13 protein-coding genes and 1 pseudogene are annotated in these 15,726 nt (G+C 34.8%); 2 read left to right on the top strand and 12 right to left on the bottom strand.

Annotation, left to right across the window (positions count from 1 at the left end; genetic code table 11):
* Positions 1 to 324: 324 nt before the first annotated feature.
* On the bottom strand, positions 325 to 1,731 hold the full coding sequence (locus tag AAIB49_RS06335; RefSeq protein WP_343457540.1) for a SpoVR family protein: 1,407 nt from the start codon (positions 1,729 to 1,731) through the stop codon (positions 325 to 327).
* Positions 1,732 to 2,045: 314 nt separating this feature from the next.
* On the opposite strand from AAIB49_RS06335, the gene AAIB49_RS06330 reads away from it, so the two are divergent.
* Positions 2,046 to 3,047, top strand: a complete 1,002-nt coding sequence (locus tag AAIB49_RS06330; RefSeq protein WP_343457539.1) for a metal ABC transporter solute-binding protein, Zn/Mn family — start codon at positions 2,046 to 2,048, stop codon at positions 3,045 to 3,047.
* Positions 3,048 to 3,202: 155 nt separating this feature from the next.
* Here AAIB49_RS06330 and AAIB49_RS06325 read toward each other — a convergent pair whose 3' ends face one another.
* From AAIB49_RS06325 to htpG, 3 genes are all read right to left on the bottom strand, one after another.
* Positions 3,203 to 3,796, bottom strand: coding sequence for a hypothetical protein (locus tag AAIB49_RS06325; protein WP_343457538.1), 594 nt, complete (start codon positions 3,794 to 3,796; stop codon positions 3,203 to 3,205).
* Positions 3,783 to 4,286, bottom strand: coding sequence for an RNA polymerase sigma factor (locus AAIB49_RS06320; protein ID WP_339212698.1), 504 nt, complete (start codon positions 4,284 to 4,286; stop codon positions 3,783 to 3,785). Before AAIB49_RS06320 ends, AAIB49_RS06325 begins: the two co-directional genes overlap by 14 nt.
* Positions 4,287 to 4,506: 220 nt before the next feature.
* Positions 4,507 to 6,390, bottom strand: coding sequence for a molecular chaperone HtpG (gene htpG / locus AAIB49_RS06315; protein ID WP_339212695.1), 1,884 nt, complete (start codon positions 6,388 to 6,390; stop codon positions 4,507 to 4,509).
* A 181-nt stretch (positions 6,391 to 6,571) separates the two neighbouring features.
* On the opposite strand from htpG, the gene ymzB reads away from it, so the two are divergent.
* Positions 6,572 to 6,922: a protein YmzB gene (gene ymzB / locus AAIB49_RS06310; protein WP_343457537.1), complete on the top strand. Its 351-nt coding sequence runs from the start codon at positions 6,572 to 6,574 to the stop codon at positions 6,920 to 6,922.
* A gap of 180 nt (positions 6,923 to 7,102) precedes the next feature.
* Here the strand turns inward: ymzB and AAIB49_RS06305 are convergent, their stop codons facing one another.
* From AAIB49_RS06305 to AAIB49_RS06270, 8 genes and pseudogenes are all read right to left on the bottom strand, one after another.
* Positions 7,103 to 7,687 carry a class D sortase gene (locus tag AAIB49_RS06305; protein ID WP_343457536.1) on the bottom strand — a complete coding sequence of 195 codons (585 nt, stop codon included), beginning with the start codon at positions 7,685 to 7,687 and terminating at the stop codon, positions 7,103 to 7,105.
* A gap of 140 nt (positions 7,688 to 7,827) precedes the next feature.
* Positions 7,828 to 8,997 carry a sporulation protein YhbH gene (gene yhbH, locus AAIB49_RS06300; RefSeq protein ID WP_343457535.1) on the bottom strand — a complete coding sequence of 390 codons (1,170 nt, stop codon included), beginning with the start codon at positions 8,995 to 8,997 and terminating at the stop codon, positions 7,828 to 7,830.
* A 181-nt stretch (positions 8,998 to 9,178) separates the two neighbouring features.
* Positions 9,179 to 10,213: pseudogene (locus AAIB49_RS06295) on the bottom strand (protein prkA); the annotation flags it as partial.
* A gap of 59 nt (positions 10,214 to 10,272) precedes the next feature.
* The gene (locus AAIB49_RS06290; RefSeq protein ID WP_343457534.1) at positions 10,273 to 10,470 is read right to left on the bottom strand and encodes a hypothetical protein; all 198 of its coding nucleotides are present in this window, start codon (positions 10,468 to 10,470) and stop codon (positions 10,273 to 10,275) included.
* Positions 10,471 to 10,586: 116 nt separating this feature from the next.
* The gene (locus AAIB49_RS06285) at positions 10,587 to 12,656 is read right to left on the bottom strand and encodes an AAA family ATPase (RefSeq protein ID WP_343457533.1); all 2,070 of its coding nucleotides are present in this window, start codon (positions 12,654 to 12,656) and stop codon (positions 10,587 to 10,589) included.
* A gap of 130 nt (positions 12,657 to 12,786) precedes the next feature.
* Positions 12,787 to 13,059 (bottom strand): hypothetical protein, encoded by a 273-nt coding sequence (locus AAIB49_RS06280; protein WP_343457532.1) that lies wholly within the window; start codon positions 13,057 to 13,059, stop codon positions 12,787 to 12,789.
* Positions 13,060 to 13,502: 443 nt separating this feature from the next.
* Entirely contained in the window at positions 13,503 to 13,808 is a 306-nt protein-coding gene (locus AAIB49_RS06275) for a DUF960 family protein (protein WP_343457531.1), read from the bottom strand.
* Positions 13,809 to 14,261: 453 nt separating this feature from the next.
* Positions 14,262 to 15,725: a DNA primase family protein gene (locus AAIB49_RS06270; RefSeq protein ID WP_343457530.1), complete on the bottom strand. Its 1,464-nt coding sequence runs from the start codon at positions 15,723 to 15,725 to the stop codon at positions 14,262 to 14,264.
* Position 15,726 lies beyond the last annotated feature (1 nt).

Raw genomic sequence — 15,726 nt, 5'->3', positions numbered from 1 at the left:
TGTCATCATCTATTTACGAAAGAAGTCAATTCTCGAAAAGAACTAACTTATTTTGCACTCCCATCGAAAAATGTCCTTCATGTAAAAATGTTTCCCTCGGTAAACTTTATACTTAATATACTCCTTTCAGTTGGTTTTGTAAAGTAAATAATTTTATGGGTTTCTTTCATAGAATGCGCTTGTTTCTAGGTTTTCAATACTAAAAGAGGAGGCTTTTTTCCAATATAAAATGTACCCATGAATAAATCTCATAGGTACATTTCAACCTTAAACAATTTATAAACCAATCTAGTATTACAGTATTATTTCCCTAATCACGAAACACTACCTCTTAAACACCCGATCCCCATCATAACTATAAACCACAAGCTTATCATCCACATATGTCTCCATATACACCTTCCTTCCCCATAACTGGTATATATAAGGCAGGACATTTTCTAAATAATGTAGATCAAGCTCGGTACCTTCGTAGCCATGTACCAAATAGAGCTCGCCATTACGTAAATAGTCCCCATCTACTACACGAATATACGGAAATCCACCATTCACGCGCATAGACACTAGTTGATCACGGATATTTTCATAATCCTTATCCGAAATGCGGTAGTAGGCACCTTGCTTTTCGAATAGGTACAGGTCCTCTTGCTCTACTAATTCCTTTGTCAGATAGTTACGGATGAAGGAAATGTCGGATTCAATTTCCCGTACTTCGAAAATCTTTTCCCGACCTGATCCTGGTTTTATTCCTCTTTCTTTCATCTCCTCTGTCGGGTTGTTATAGCGTTCTTCGATGTCTTCAAATATTTTTAACCCTAAATAGTATGGGTTGATTTGTTGTTTGGACGGCTGTACGACAGCAGAGTTTAGTTTAGCAAATTCGACGGTTTCATCGGATGTTAAGTCCAGTTCACGTAAGATGCGTTGGTGCCAGTAGGAAGCCCAGCCTTCATTCATGATTTTCGTCTCCAGCTGTGGCCAGAAATAAAGCATTTCCTCGCGCATCATTGTCAAAATATCGCGTTGCCAATCCTCCAATTCTCGGCTGTAATGCTCAATAAAGAGGAGCAAATCCTTTTCTGGCTTTGGCGGGAATTTCTTCCGCTTCTTCACACTTGGCTTCTCCTCTTCTTCTTTTTCTGTTTCATCTAATCCCCATAAATCATCATATGGGGAAGTGGCCTTCTTAATTGGGGACTCCTCCTCATCCCAAGCATACTCCGTAAGCTTAGGGCGCACGATGGAAGGGTCGATATGTTCTTGAATAGCAAGTACTGCATCTAAGAATTTCTCCACTTCATCTCTACCATGCAGAAGCTCATAGTGTGCAATACGTTCTGCGGTCGCTGTCATGCTTTCGACCATATCCCTTCTCGTATTGGAGAAACGAACATTATTTTTAAAGAAATCACAATGAGCTAGAACATGAGCAATGATTAATTTATTTTGAATCAGACTATTCGTATTTAATAAGAAGGCATAGCATGGATCTGAATTAATGACTAGCTCGTATATTTGACTTAAGCCTAAATCATATTGTAACTTCATCCGGTGGAATTGTTTTCCAAAGCTCCAATGGGAAAAGCGTGTAGGCATCCCATAGGCACCAAACGTATAAATGATATCGGCTGGACATATTTCATAACGCATCGGATAAAAATCTAACCCAAACCCTTCTGCAATTTCTGTAATTTCCTCAATTGCATTATGCAGCTCTTTTGCATCGGTCAATGATGATCCCTCCAAAATATGCTTTTTATAGTTTATGAGGGAGTAAAGGAATGATGAACCACATAAAGGAATAATGTGACACTTCATGTAGAAGAGATAGTAAGTTTTTCCACTTAAGGCTTAGCAATGAAAGGCTATAAATAAAGGATTCCTATACAAATTCGTTATTCTGACGGCACTTGAATTTCAATTCGCTCATTGTTACATCAATTATGACAACTTACGAAACCAGCTTAAATCGTAACAACTACTATTTACAAAACGTAACCGTTCCGATATAATCATTTCTGAACGATTTAAGGGAGAGTTGTCATTTGAAAAATATCTGGTTATTAACTAGTTTTATAGGATTACTATTACTATTAGCAGCATGCAACACGAATGATGAAAATGCATCATCAGCTGCTGGTGTTCAAAATACAGACGATACACTAACGATTTTCACTTCTATCTATCCATTAGAAGATTTTGCCAAAAAAATCGGTGGAGAGCATGTACAAGTAAATACCCTTATCCCACCAGGAGCAGACAGCCATACGTTTGAGCCTACCTCTAAGGATATCTTAGATATTGCCAAGGCAGATGCCTTTATCTTTAATGGACTTGGTATGGAGTCGTACGCGGAAAAAGTAAAGGAAACACTGAAGAACGAAGATGTGGTATTCGTGGAGGCAGCAGAAGGTATGGAAGCTATTCCACATGATCATGAGCATCATGGCGAAGAAGCAGATAGTCATGGTCACGACGGCGATGAGCACCAGGATTCAGAACACGATGATGGTCATCACCATGGGGATCAAGATCCACACGTATGGATTGACCCAAACCAGGCGATTGTTCTCGCTGAACATATTAAAAATACCCTCGTTGATCTTAAGCCTGAAGCACGTGAAGCGTTCGAGGAAAACTATGAAACATTGAAACAAGACTTGGAAGCATTAGATGAGGAATTCCATCAATTAGTAGATTCCAAGGAAAATCCGGAGATGATTGTCTCACACGCTGCCTATGGATATTGGGAGAAAAGCTACGGCATTAAATCCATCCCAATTGCCGGTCTATCTTCTAGCCAAGAGCCGTCTCAAAGTGAATTAACAAAGCTAATTCAAGTAGCAAAAGAAAAAGATTTAAAATACGTTATCTTTGAACAAAATATAACCCCTAAAGTTGCAAAAGTTATTCAAGACGAGATTGGTGCGGAACCCCTGTATTTGCATAATATATCCACACTGACAGATGAGGATATCGCAAATGAAGAAGATTACTTCAGTTTAATGGAGCGAAACTTGGAAACATTAGATAAAGCACTACGATAACACTTCACATCTGAAACAGTACGTGAACAACTAAAATATACTACAAGAAAGCTTGGAAATGGGTGTGACCCTCATTCCAAGCTTTCTTCATCTTGCTATTGTATTTAACGTACCCGCTATACCGCACATTTATCCTTAAGCTTTTTCGTCTCTAGCTATTTTATTAGAAATTCGACTTGCCTATCTTGGTTTAATAAAAGGTACAAATTTTTAAAGTGACTTATCTTATCCTGATCCTTCATTTCAAAATTAACATCACTAATGCTTGCAGAATACTTACTGAAATCCTCATCACTTTCATGAAGGGTTAATTTTATTTCTAAATACTCATTTTCATTTTCAAATTGAAGGACAAGGAGATCATCCTGTAGTTCATACTTCCCGTCACCGTACCTATTACTTGTAAATCCATTTCCACCTTTAAATTCTATTGTCATAATAGAATCATATTTCATCGATCCACCCTCTAGTGGCATATATGGATGAGCAAGTCTGAAGGTTTGACCAGATAAATCATCGCTAGGTGTAGAGCCAAAAGGTAACATGCTTAACGCAAGTGGAACAAAAATAGCTAGGCAGGCAATAGCCGCTATATAAGGAAGAACTTTGGAAGTTATCTTTCTTTTCCTAGGAATAGGCTTCACCTTAGCCCATAATTCTTCTTTCAATCCCTCTGGCACTTTAATTGAATCCATCTCCTTGGTTATGTGTTCTTTTATGTTCTCTTCTTTTAGATTATGATTCAACACCATTATCACCTCCCAATTGATACTGATCATATAATTTCTGTTTTGCGCGATATATTCTTGATTTAACGGTTCCTAATTTAATCGAAAGTAGGCTTGCAATTTCTTTCTCTGTTAAATCTTCTATATATTTCAAAACCAATACTTGTTTTTGGTCTGGTGGAATAGCATCTAGATATTTTTCTAACTCATCTTTCTTATAGTTAAATTCATTTGAGATGGCGATATGTTCTTCTTTTAATTCATATGCTAGTTGTTTTTTATTTTTATTATAGATATCAATAGCCGTACGTGTTGCAATAGTAGTAATCCAAGCATTAAGTTTGGATTGCTGCTTCATTTTCCCCCAATTTTTAAATACCTTTATAAAGGTATCATGTGTCGCATCTTTGGCTAGCTCCTCATTTTTCAAGATATAAAAGGCAGTTTTATACACTTTCTCGAAATAGACTTCATATATTGCTGCTTCATTTAGCCCACTAATCCCAAACACCCCCTGTATATATACAGACCGTATAACACCTTGAAAAGTTCCTCTTTGACTAAAATTTTTAGGCTCTACATTGAATTACAATATAACAGGATTTTAACATACCTAATACACAACCAATTCCATTTTTAACAACAAAAAAATAGTGCTATCCCCAGGATGAGATAGCACTATATATTTCTCTATAAAATTAAAAATTTCCCACTACTATTGTTAACGATTATTAAGCCGTTACCATAACTTTACACATATTATTCGTAAATTCAACTGGATCCTCTACTGGTAGGCCTTCAATTAGTAGTGCTTGATTGAACAAAATGTTAGTGAATAAATCTAATCTTTCTTTATCCTTCTCAAATGCATCCTTTAATGTTTGGAATACTTCATGGTTTGGATTAATTTCTAGTACCTTTTCCGCTTTTACATGCTGGTTATTATCCGGCATCGCATTAATAACCTTTTCCATCTCAATTGAGATTTCCCCATCTGCAGTTAAGCATACTGGATGAGAACGTAAACGCTTGGATAGTCGAACTTCTTTTACCTTTCCAGCTAGCTTTTCCTTCATGTATTCGAAAAGCTCTTTGTTTTCCGTTGTTTCTTCTTCTGTTGTCTTATCGTCTTCTGAGTCAATGCCTAAGTCTTGGCTAGAAACGGATTTGAATTCTTTTTCCCCATAGCTCATAAGCATGCGGATAGCGAATTCATCAATTTCTTCTGTAAAGTATAGAATTTCATAGCCTTTATCCGCTACAAGCTCTGTTTGTGGAAGCTTGTCTATACGGTCAATCGAATCACCTGTTGCATAGTAAATATACTTTTGATCCTCTGGCATTCTGGATACATACTCTGCCAAGGTCACCAGCTTCTTCTCTTTAGAGGAGTAGAATAGCAAGAGATCTTTTAATGTATCTTTATTCGCTCCAAATTCGTTATACACACCAAATTTCAACTGACGACCAAATGCTTGGAAGAATTTCTCATATTTTTCTCGATCATCTCGTTGCAGATTAATCAGCTGTTGTTTAATCTTCTTATTAATATTTTTGGCAATCAGCTTTAATTGTCGATCATGCTGTAGCATTTCTCGGGAAATGTTTAGGGATAGGTCCTCTGAATCGACAAGTCCCTTTACAAAGCTAAAGTGGTCTGGAATCAAGTCTCCACACTTCTCCATAATTAGTACACCATTGGAATATAGCTCTAATCCCTTTTCATAATCCTGCGAGTAGTAATCAAATGGACGGTTCTCCGGAATAAAGAGAAGCGCATTATAACGAATCGTACCGTCGACACTTAAATGAATATGTTTTAATGGTTTATCAAAACCATATCGCTTCTCACGATAGAAGTTTTCATAATCCTCATCAGATAGCTCGCTTTTATTCTTTTTCCAGATTGGAACCATGCTGTTGATGGTTTCTTCCTCTTTATAGTCGATATATTCATCGCTATCGTCATCCTTCTTGCTTTTCGTTACTTCCATCTTAATAGGATAACGAATGAAATCGGAATACTTCTTCACGATTTCTTTCAGACGATATTCTTCTAAGTACTCATCATAATTCTCATCTTCCGTGTTTGCTTTTAGCTTTAATGTAATTTCTGTTCCAACTGAATCTTTTGACGCAGCTTCTATTGTATAACCATCTGTACCTTTGGATTCCCATTTGAACGCTTCGTCACTTCCTAATGCTCTACTTACTACTGTTACAACATCTGCAACCATAAACGCTGCATAGAATCCGACACCAAATTGTCCGATAATGTCATGACCATCTTTAATTTCATTTTCATTTTTAAAGCTTAAGGAACCACTTTTAGCAATAGTACCTAAGTTTTTCTCTAGCTCTTCTTGGGTCATCCCAATACCAGTGTCAGTAATGGTTAATGTTCTTGCCTCTTTATCCGCTTCAATCTTTATATAATAATCACTTTGATTAAAGGTTAAATTCTCATCGGTTAATGCTTTGTAGTAAATCTTATCGATTGCATCACTCGCATTTGAAATTAGCTCACGCAAGAATACCTCACGCTGTGAATAAATCGAGTTAATCATTAACTCTAATAATCGCTTGGATTCTGCTTTAAATTTCCTTTTCCCCACGCTCAACACTCCTTTATCATGATTCCATAGATTGGTTTAGATTATTTTTAGCACTCTATAGCCGAGAGTGCTAATCACTACCACATAAATACCATATTTTATGAAAAGGTGTCAATTGGTAAGGATAGATTTCGCATATTTCTATACGTTTCAGGAGAATTTATAAGCAGGAGGGATCGTTATGGAACATCAATTTTTATCTGTTGAAGCATTTAACGAGCTTATTCAACAGTGGAGCGGAAGACAAGTTAAAATAACGAAGCACGAAATGGACGATGTTGACCAAATCGTGCTTCATTTACAAAGTGTATCGTACGACCGTAATACGCGTAGAATAGATGATTATGTGCCCATGCACAGTCTACAGTTACATGGGGAAGGTCAGATTCAAACATTAGCAACGATGAGTACACAGCCCCTTCCTTCTCCTTCTTACGAAATACCGCTACAGGACAGTGCCATGTATGAATTTGATGGGGAAAAATTTTTTATTACGACAGAGCGTGGGGTTTATAAGATAGAGTTGGCTTAAGTAGTAGGGGCTGATTTAACGGCCCTTTTTCTTTGTACAAAAAGCCCTCTTTCGTATGCTACGACAGGAATTCGCATGGCATGTTTATCCATCCGCTCAGATAAAATTCCATTACGTTAGGATATTCCTCACCTATCATGTGTAATATTTATACTATAGTTCAACCAAAGAAATGGCTGTTTAATTGACTCTTTTTGCTGTAAAAATAAAACGCTCTGGTGCATCTCCAATATAGCCAAAAGGATAACACGTGGTAACAGTTAATATTTCTTCGGGCGCAGTAGGCTTAATAACCGTAAGATCATCAGCATCGACGATTTTGGTATCCACAATCTCGTAGGTAAAATCTCCATATTGTAATTTAACAATAAACTGATCGCCAATACCTATTTGATCAAATTTTTTAAATACCGTGTCACGATGTCCGGACAACACGATTTGATCATTTTGATTAGGTAAAGCAGTCCCTATATAGTGGCCAACACCTTTACGAAGCTGCTCACTATCAGTACCTTCAATTATTGGTAGCTCCTCATCGATTTTAGGCACCTCTAATATACCGATCGCATCCCCTATTTGAAATTCCGGGATATCAATCTCTTCCTCTTCTTGCAATGGAGATTCGGAGATTAGCCCTTTAGCTTCTACCAATAATTTATCCTGCTGTTGGGCTGAATTCCATATATTAAATATAGAATATCCTGACAAGGAAACACCAGCTACAATTAATAATACAGTAACAAAGGAAAGTATCTTTTTTGCCATGCTATTTCACCCCTAGCTTTCGCATGATTCTAACTACTCTTATCATACCTATTTTATTGGTAAATGTTAAGAGGAGTTAATTTATTTTACATTACCAAAAAAAGCCCTCAAGATTGTTAAACCTTGAGGGATCCTATCATTTATACGGTTACTGCCTCTTGTTGGAAGAAGCTTTTCATTGCATGGTACACATCACGTTTTTCTTTTAAAATATAATGGCGAAATTTCTGGTTCTCAATGCTATTATAAGCTCGCATTAGAGTGGAGTGGCGATTATAAATATTAACCTCTGCATAACCGAACATATTGGACACATCCATAATTTCATTCACAAGCCGGATACATTTTGGATTGTCAGAGGTAATATTCTCACCGTCGGAAAAATGAAAAGGATAAATATTATAGCTCGAAGGATTATAGCGATCTTCAATCAATTCAAGGGCCTTCGTATAGGCGGAAGAACATATCGTTCCACCACTTTCCCCTTTTGTAAAAAATTCTTCTTCGGAAACTTCCTTTGCCTCTGTATGATGAGCAATAAAGGCGATATCAACTTGCTCATATTTGGTTTTAAGGAATCGGTTCATCCAGAAAAAGAAGCTTCTGGCCATATACTTCTCAAAAGACCCCATCGAGGCACTCGTATCCATCATTGCTAAAACAACTGCTTTGGACTCTTTTTTCACTTCTTCATTCCAAGTTTTGAATCGCAAGTCGTCATTATAGATTGGGGTAATACCAGGATTTCCTTCTCTAGCATTTCGTTTTAATGCGGTTAGAATGGTTCGTTTCTTATCAATATTTCCCATTAAACCTTTCTTTCGGATATCATTAAATTCTATCTTTTCGGTTACAATCTCAGCCTTTTCCTTCTCTTGCAAATTCGGTAGCTCTAACTCTTTAAATAGGGCCTCCTCTAGCTTCTCTAACGATACCTCAGCTTCATAGTAGTCACTTCCAGGCTCATCGCCTGCTTTCTTTCCATCGCCAGGACCTTGCTTTTGTTGTCCTTTCGCATTAGGATCTTTTGCTACTACATCTCCTACTTTACTATCTCCATCCCCTTGCCCTACATGCTTTGACTTATTGTAATTGTACCTGATTTTATACTCATCTAATGAACGAATCGGTATTTTGATTACATCTCGGCCATTGGACATCACGATTGCTTCTTCACTAATTAAATCTGGTAAATTATTCTTAATGGCTTCCTTAACTTTATCCATATGACGCTGTTGATCTTGAAAGCCTTTGCGATGGAGGGACCAGTTTTCCTCAGAGATGACAAAGTTATGTTTACCTTCCTGCACAACATCCCCTCCTATTCTGTTTAGTAAAAAGTATCGTGCTCCTCTTTTAGAAGATTACGATACTTTTCTCTATACTATGCAACTTGTCGCATATTATTGCATTCTATTTTAAAAAATGGTTTACAAAAAGGTAACAAGACTAGCCCGTTTGCGAGTCTTGTTACCTTCCTCCATTGTATGACTACCGATTTAGCAAGCTTCCCACATAGCGTAAAAGCTCATTAGCAGAAACAGAATTATAGCCATATTCATCTATTAATCTAGCAATTACTTCATTAATTTTCTTCAGCTGTGATTCATCCGGTGTCTTGGACGATGTCGTTATTTTGACAACATCCTTTAAATCAGCAAACAATTTCTTTTGTATAGCTTCGCGTAATCGTTCGTGTGAATTGTAATCAAATCGTTTTCCTTTTCGTGCAAAAGCAGAGATTCGGATTAAGATTTCTTCACGGAAAGAGCGCTTTGCATTTTCTGAAATACCAATTTGCTCCTCAATAGAACGCATCAGTTTTTCATCTGGATTCATTTCTTCTCCGGTTAATGGATCACGAAGCTTGTTTTTATTACAATATGCCTCCACATTATCTAAATAATTATTCATTAACGACTTAGCCGATTCTTCATACGAATACACAAATGCCTTTTGAACTTCCTTCTTCGCAATTTCATCATATTCTCTTCTAGCTACTGAAATATAATTCATATATTTCTCTTTATCTTCATCTGATATAGAAGGATGTTGATCGAGACCTTCTTTTAAGGAGCGTAGTACATCCAGCGCATTGATTGAAGGCACTTCTTTTCGTATGATAGCAGAAGATATTCGGTTTATCACATATCGAGGGTCAATCCCCTCCATCCCCTCCGTAGGGAATTCCTTTTTTAGCTCCTCTACATCTAGCTGATTAAAGCCCTCCACATTCTCGCCATCATATAGTCGCATTTTCTTCAGTAAATCCATTCCTTGTTTCTTGGATTCTTTTAATCTCGTTAAAACCGAGAAAATAGCCGCTACTCGTAATGCATGTGGAGCGATGTGGACATGTGCCATATCACTTTGATTAATCATTTTTTCATAGATTCGTTCTTCCTCACTAACCCGTAAATTATACGGGATAGGCATCACAATAATTCTAGAATGCAGTGCTTCATTCTTTTTATTGGAAATAAAGGAACGATACTCCGATTCATTCGTATGCGCTACAATAAGCTCACCAACTGTATAATGATATATACTAAAATTATACAAATATAAAAATGACCACTGGATTATTAATTTCCAGTGGCTAACCTTTTTTGTTTCATTAATAAAATCCTTGCTATTAGTGAGTTAATATCTGCATCTCCTTCTACATTTTCTTGGGGAAACTTCATTACTCTAATTCCCCCAAACTTACCTTCTATTTCTTTAATGACTTCCGCTGTTTGTCCCTCAGTATGTTTGGTATTAGGATTGTTTAAATCATTCATTACAACCCCTCCCCTTGAGACAATATATGTACCTCAAGGGTTAAACTTTCCTGTAATATTCTTGTATTTCCTTCATATATTTACTAAACTTTTTATAGACAAGCATACCCAACTAATCAAAGTTGGCTGACTTTAATTGAAGTACTTTTATTTGCGCCACCTATTGAGATGGATTGAAATATTGCTTTTTCATATTCATCGATTACTATCAACTCATCAATATCATATTTTCCGTCATTAACAAATTCAAGTATTTTTAGTACTTTAAGTTCCTTTCCTGAAACTCCTTTCGCTAACTCATTTGCCAACTCTGTGTAATAATCTTCTAATTCTCCGTTTCTAAGAATTAATATGTTATTGTCTAATAAGTCATTAAGAAACTTATCGATTTTATCTTTAAGTGGTTCTTCTATGTCTAAGTAACTTATTTTCTTACTCACTTTTGGCCTTAGGTATTCCCATAATCCCAATAGATCCTCATTAAAGTTACGGCTCTCACACATTTCATCTAACACTTCACATAAAGCCTTTGCGTCATTTTGATTTGGATCTAGTATTTTCTTCTTAATTTCTTTCGACTTTTTAAAAGTTGATTTATATGAGGTCAATTCTTTTCTAATAGAATTAAGTGTATCAATTTTAAAGTTCCCAATATACTCTCTTATTTGTTCTAATCCATTCTCAAGGTAATCAAAATCTGCAACGACAAAGTAGTCAATACCTAAATCTATCAATAGTGATAGGTATATACCAAATTGGCTTTTTCCTCCAACTTTAATTACTGATACATTATGCTTATCTAAAACACCTTTTTGTCCTATCGAGAAGTCTGCAATGGCTGGGATTAAATATTCTTCTCCACCTTCCACTAAAATAACCTTATCAGCAAAGAATAATTCAGAATTTCTACTCCAAAGTAATTGCTTAATTTTTTGTATATCTTGTAGATTCCTTCCACTTGAAGATAGAGAGAAAGTTTTAGTACTCATAATTTTCGACTTTCTAACTACAATTATATTCTCTATTTCTGTATTTCTAATAAATTCTTGACTATGCGTAGCAATAATAACTTGATTAGAATATTCGTCATTTAAAGAGACGAATTCATCTAGTTTATTAGATAACATCCTTCTTGCATGTGGATGTAAAAATAATTCCGGTTCTTCTACTGCCAACAACGAGTTTGTTTTATGAAACCTCGAACAATAATAAGAAAAAAGACCAATGATCAATGCACTTTGAATACCTGACCCCTTTTCTGAAATTTGGGATTCAAATCCATCATTAATATAGATGCTTATATTCTTGAAAATGTCGTCTTTTGAATCTGGTAACACTCTAAAACTTAGATTACTATAACTGATTAATTCTTCTAGTTTTTCTTTCAAGTCAATGGTTGCGCTCTCAAACACCTTATCGGTTGATTTTCTAATCAAATCACTATAATTTTTAATATCTTTATCGATTTCATCGCTTCTACTATCCCAAAGCGACTTTATTAGTTTTCCATACCAAGTCCAATTGTTTGCTTTTAACTGATTTGCAGGTTCCCTGAAAGCAGGTAATATAGAACTTGTTATGAAAGAATCTCTTAACTTTTTTGTTACAGGAAAACACCTAAAATACTTATCGTCTATTTTATCTTTTACAAACATACCATGAATTAAATTAATTTCTTCTGTTCCTTTTTCCCTTTGAGCATAGATATAAAATACAACTTCTTCTTTTTCCTTTATCCAATACTTTATTTCATTGCTAGAAAAGTAATCAAAGTCATTCTTCTCAAAATCAATCGAATCCTTTTTAATATCTTCACTAATATTTACCGAGTCAATTTCGAAACCACACCAATATCTAATGCCAAATCGCTCTTGTCTAATATGATTTATTCCTTCTAAACCTTCCACCTCTGAAACCTCTCCAATTAACTTTACTGCAATAAATAAATCATTCTTATGCTCAAACAGTGTATTATCTCCAACTATCTTTTCCTCTGCATGAAAGTCTTTCAGATTTAGAGAATTTCTGGTAGGAAGTTTCTCACCCATTAGTAAATCAAGCGCCTGAATAATATTACTTTTTCCTGAGTTATTCTTTCCAATTAAAATATTTTTACCACTTTTAAACTCTACATGGATATCCTTTATACTTCGGAAGTTTTTTATATATAAATCAGATATATACATTGTTCAATCCCCCATCAAAGTCTTTATTCTCTTAATTATATCATTTCTCATTGGTTAATCTTACAATTGCCAATAATCACTTAACATTGCAATAACACTATATATTTAAAACAACATATAAAGAAAGAGACTAACCATTCTGTTTGGCTAGTCTCTTCTGCTTCTTAAGTAAAACTCTTGCTAATAGACTATGGAGGTCTTCACCTGTATTAGTATTATCTCCAGAAGCGACCTGAACAGTAATTGTCCCGTAGTTTCCTTCAATCTCTAGATTACGTGAAAGAATTTGTGTCTCCAAACATTCTCTGTTTTCACATATTGTATGAGAATTAACATTGAATTGTCGTATTGCAGCATGTTTTACTATAAGTTCCTCTTGTTTTTGAATAGTTGCCTGTCCCATTATTTGTTTCCTCCCTATATAAAAATGGGAGATTTTGCGACAAATAGGGATATATTATACTGTCCTATAGTTGGACATTGCCCCTACTCCATTAGCATATTGTTTCCCAGGGATTCGTTTGCGAACAGGGATTTATTAAGTTTCCAATAAACAAGATTACTAGTATTATATCGAATTTATTGGATTTTGAACATCGAGATTTGCATATTCAGCATATCTAGACTTTGTTTGCTTTAATTTATTTTAGATCCTTTACCTTATTCAGTATATTTCCTCCATCGTAAGGCTGACTATATAAGACTTTACCGCACTTTAAGCACTCTACATCGCATAAGCGATTGTAATTAACCTTATCTTTAAGTCCTTCAGGGTACTTTTCAACCCTGATAACATGAAAAACTCCGCCACATTTACAAATCATTTGTACACCTCACTGACATTAATCAATATTCCTCTGCTAACATTGTTGTGACACAACTTCCGTCATCAATTATAAATACTTTTCCAGTAAATTGATTTACTCCCCCGGTAAACATTAATTGTTTATTATATTTAGGTTCTTCTTGACTATGGTTTATATAGGTGGTTTTGCCATTGGTAGATAAGGAAATATCAAATACCTGAAGATAATCTAGTTGCGTTACCTTTTTCATTTCCATAATAGAATCTAACATACCTTTTACCATATCAGCACAGATGTTAGTTTTAACTCCTTTTGTTATGTAGTAACTTTTAGTAGTATCAAACATTATTTTCACCTCTTGTAGTTAAAAAACTTATTATCTTTTTATATATCACGTCACGAATTTATAATTATTTTCATTTGTTATTATAACATCATTAATTAGTTAATCTATCATCAGAGTAAACACGAATATCCCTCTTTAAAAGGAAGTGAAATAACAAAAACGGGAACAGAATAAAACTTCAAAATGTCATTTTAATAACAATCATAAGCCATCTTTCCGTTTTTCTGTTTTTTACAAGAAACTCTAATATAACTATGATTTAAGTGCCAATTTTAGAGACTTTCCTTTTTAATACCTTTTTATAAAAAAGTGGGAAAACGGGATTATATACATAGGAACCTATAATTTCAATAGTTTATCCATCCCGTTTTAGTTTTCGTATCCCGATTTACTATAAATATCCCTTTTTTACTTTATAATTCGAAAGAAAAAGACACTTATTTAAAGTGCCTTTTAACCTTGAATAGAAGGAATTCTTATTCCCTTTATTGCCCTTTTCCCATTCTCCTTTATATTATCTCCATACTGACAACCAAATTCAGTCTGAAGAGTTTTTAATACTTTATTCCTCCCCAGTGGGGTTTTAATTCCTAAATCAAATTTGCAAAAATCTTTGTACTCTCTCATAAAACGTTCAGTTGTTATTTTACTCTCAGAATCAAACTTACACTCTTCCTTTACAAACTGGTGTAAAGTGCTACTTTCCGTTTTGTAATTCAACACTTCATTTAGTACAGTTCTTGAGTCAGAAAACTTAAATCCTCTTGAGTAAAGTCGCTTTAGTCCTTCTAAAGCCCACATAAATATGTAGTCTGCTTCATTTTTAAACTTTTCACCCAAATTTGAATCCAGTTCATTTTGTGGCTTTGCATATTTAAATGGAATAATCATAAGACGATTATAAAATGCTTCACTCTTATCCCCATAATTACTAGGCATTCCGTTTGTACTAAAGAGCATTTTAGACCTATTATAGAACTTAAATGCCTCTTTATGTTTCCTATCGGCTAATGCTTCATCTTCTCCTGTTAATACCTTAATTTGATTATCATCACTTATAGGAGTATTAGGTAAATCAGCAAAAACATTTAGGGTCTTGTTATACAAATACTGTATGTTAAACCCATACAAGTTTTGTAATGCCACATTCGATACATTTTCATTTCCAATTAGGTATGTCAAAATTTCTATAATCTTAGATTTACCACTGTTAGATACTCCATCAAAGACGAAGAACTTCTTAGCATCTACGTACCTAGTTAAGCAGTAGCCCATGATCTCTTGCAATACACATTGTACTTCCTTATCTGGTAATGCATAATCAAGATAGTTATGCCATGCCTTTCCATTTACCTCTTTAGTAAGTCCTTCTTTGTACGATGCGTTAATCCTTATTGTAATTAAATGATTTTTATCATGCCTCGGTGTAAACAAGTCCTTCTCTACATCATAAATACCATTCTTTAAATTTAGAAGGTTGTTATCCTTATTAACTTCATTTTCATCAACTTGCATCGAAGTATGGAATTGCCACATATTAAACACATCATTAATAATGTGACCTGTTCGAACACGTGGATTTATTTGATTCTGTATAAATCCTTTAATCTCACTGTCTGTCATTTTTTTATAATATCCATCTAGATAGATATAAAAGTCTTGATTTAGACAGAAACCAACAATCTTATTAACGAGTTCCTCTACAAACACCCCTCTGATAAATCCAGTAATATTACCATCTTTATCATAGTTGTAATATTCCTTCTGTGATTCTGTTCCTTTGAAAGAAATATTTTTATTACTAGATTTTTCGTCACGCAAAGGTATAAGGTGTACACCAATATGCTCCTTGTTTCTTTCTTTTCTAATAGATTCCATTTCGTTTCTTTTTTGATCACTAAATTTAAATAAAGACATA

The sequence above is a fragment of the Ornithinibacillus proteolyticus genome, assembly GCF_039581225.1.
Lineage (GTDB): Bacteria > Bacillota > Bacilli > Bacillales > Amphibacillaceae > Ornithinibacillus > Ornithinibacillus massiliensis.
This window is presented reverse-complemented; position numbering and strand designations above follow the sequence as displayed.

Excerpts from the sequence above, each read along its gene's own strand:
- AAIB49_RS06275 (WP_343457531.1), bottom strand. The coding sequence starts at position 13,808 with ATGTTTGATACTACTAAAAGTTACTACATAACAAAAGGAGTTAAAACT.
- ymzB (WP_343457537.1), top strand. The coding sequence starts at position 6,572 with ATGGAACATCAATTTTTATCTGTTGAAGCATTTAACGAGCTTATTCAA.
- AAIB49_RS06280 (WP_343457532.1), bottom strand. The coding sequence starts at position 13,059 with ATGGGACAGGCAACTATTCAAAAACAAGAGGAACTTATAGTAAAACAT.
- AAIB49_RS06270 (WP_343457530.1), bottom strand. The coding sequence starts at position 15,725 with ATGTCTTTATTTAAATTTAGTGATCAAAAAAGAAACGAAATGGAATCT.
- AAIB49_RS06285 (WP_343457533.1), bottom strand. The coding sequence starts at position 12,656 with ATGTATATATCTGATTTATATATAAAAAACTTCCGAAGTATAAAGGAT.
- AAIB49_RS06305 (WP_343457536.1), bottom strand. The coding sequence starts at position 7,687 with ATGGCAAAAAAGATACTTTCCTTTGTTACTGTATTATTAATTGTAGCT.
- AAIB49_RS06290 (WP_343457534.1), bottom strand. The coding sequence starts at position 10,470 with ATGAATGATTTAAACAATCCTAATACCAAACATACTGAGGGACAAACA.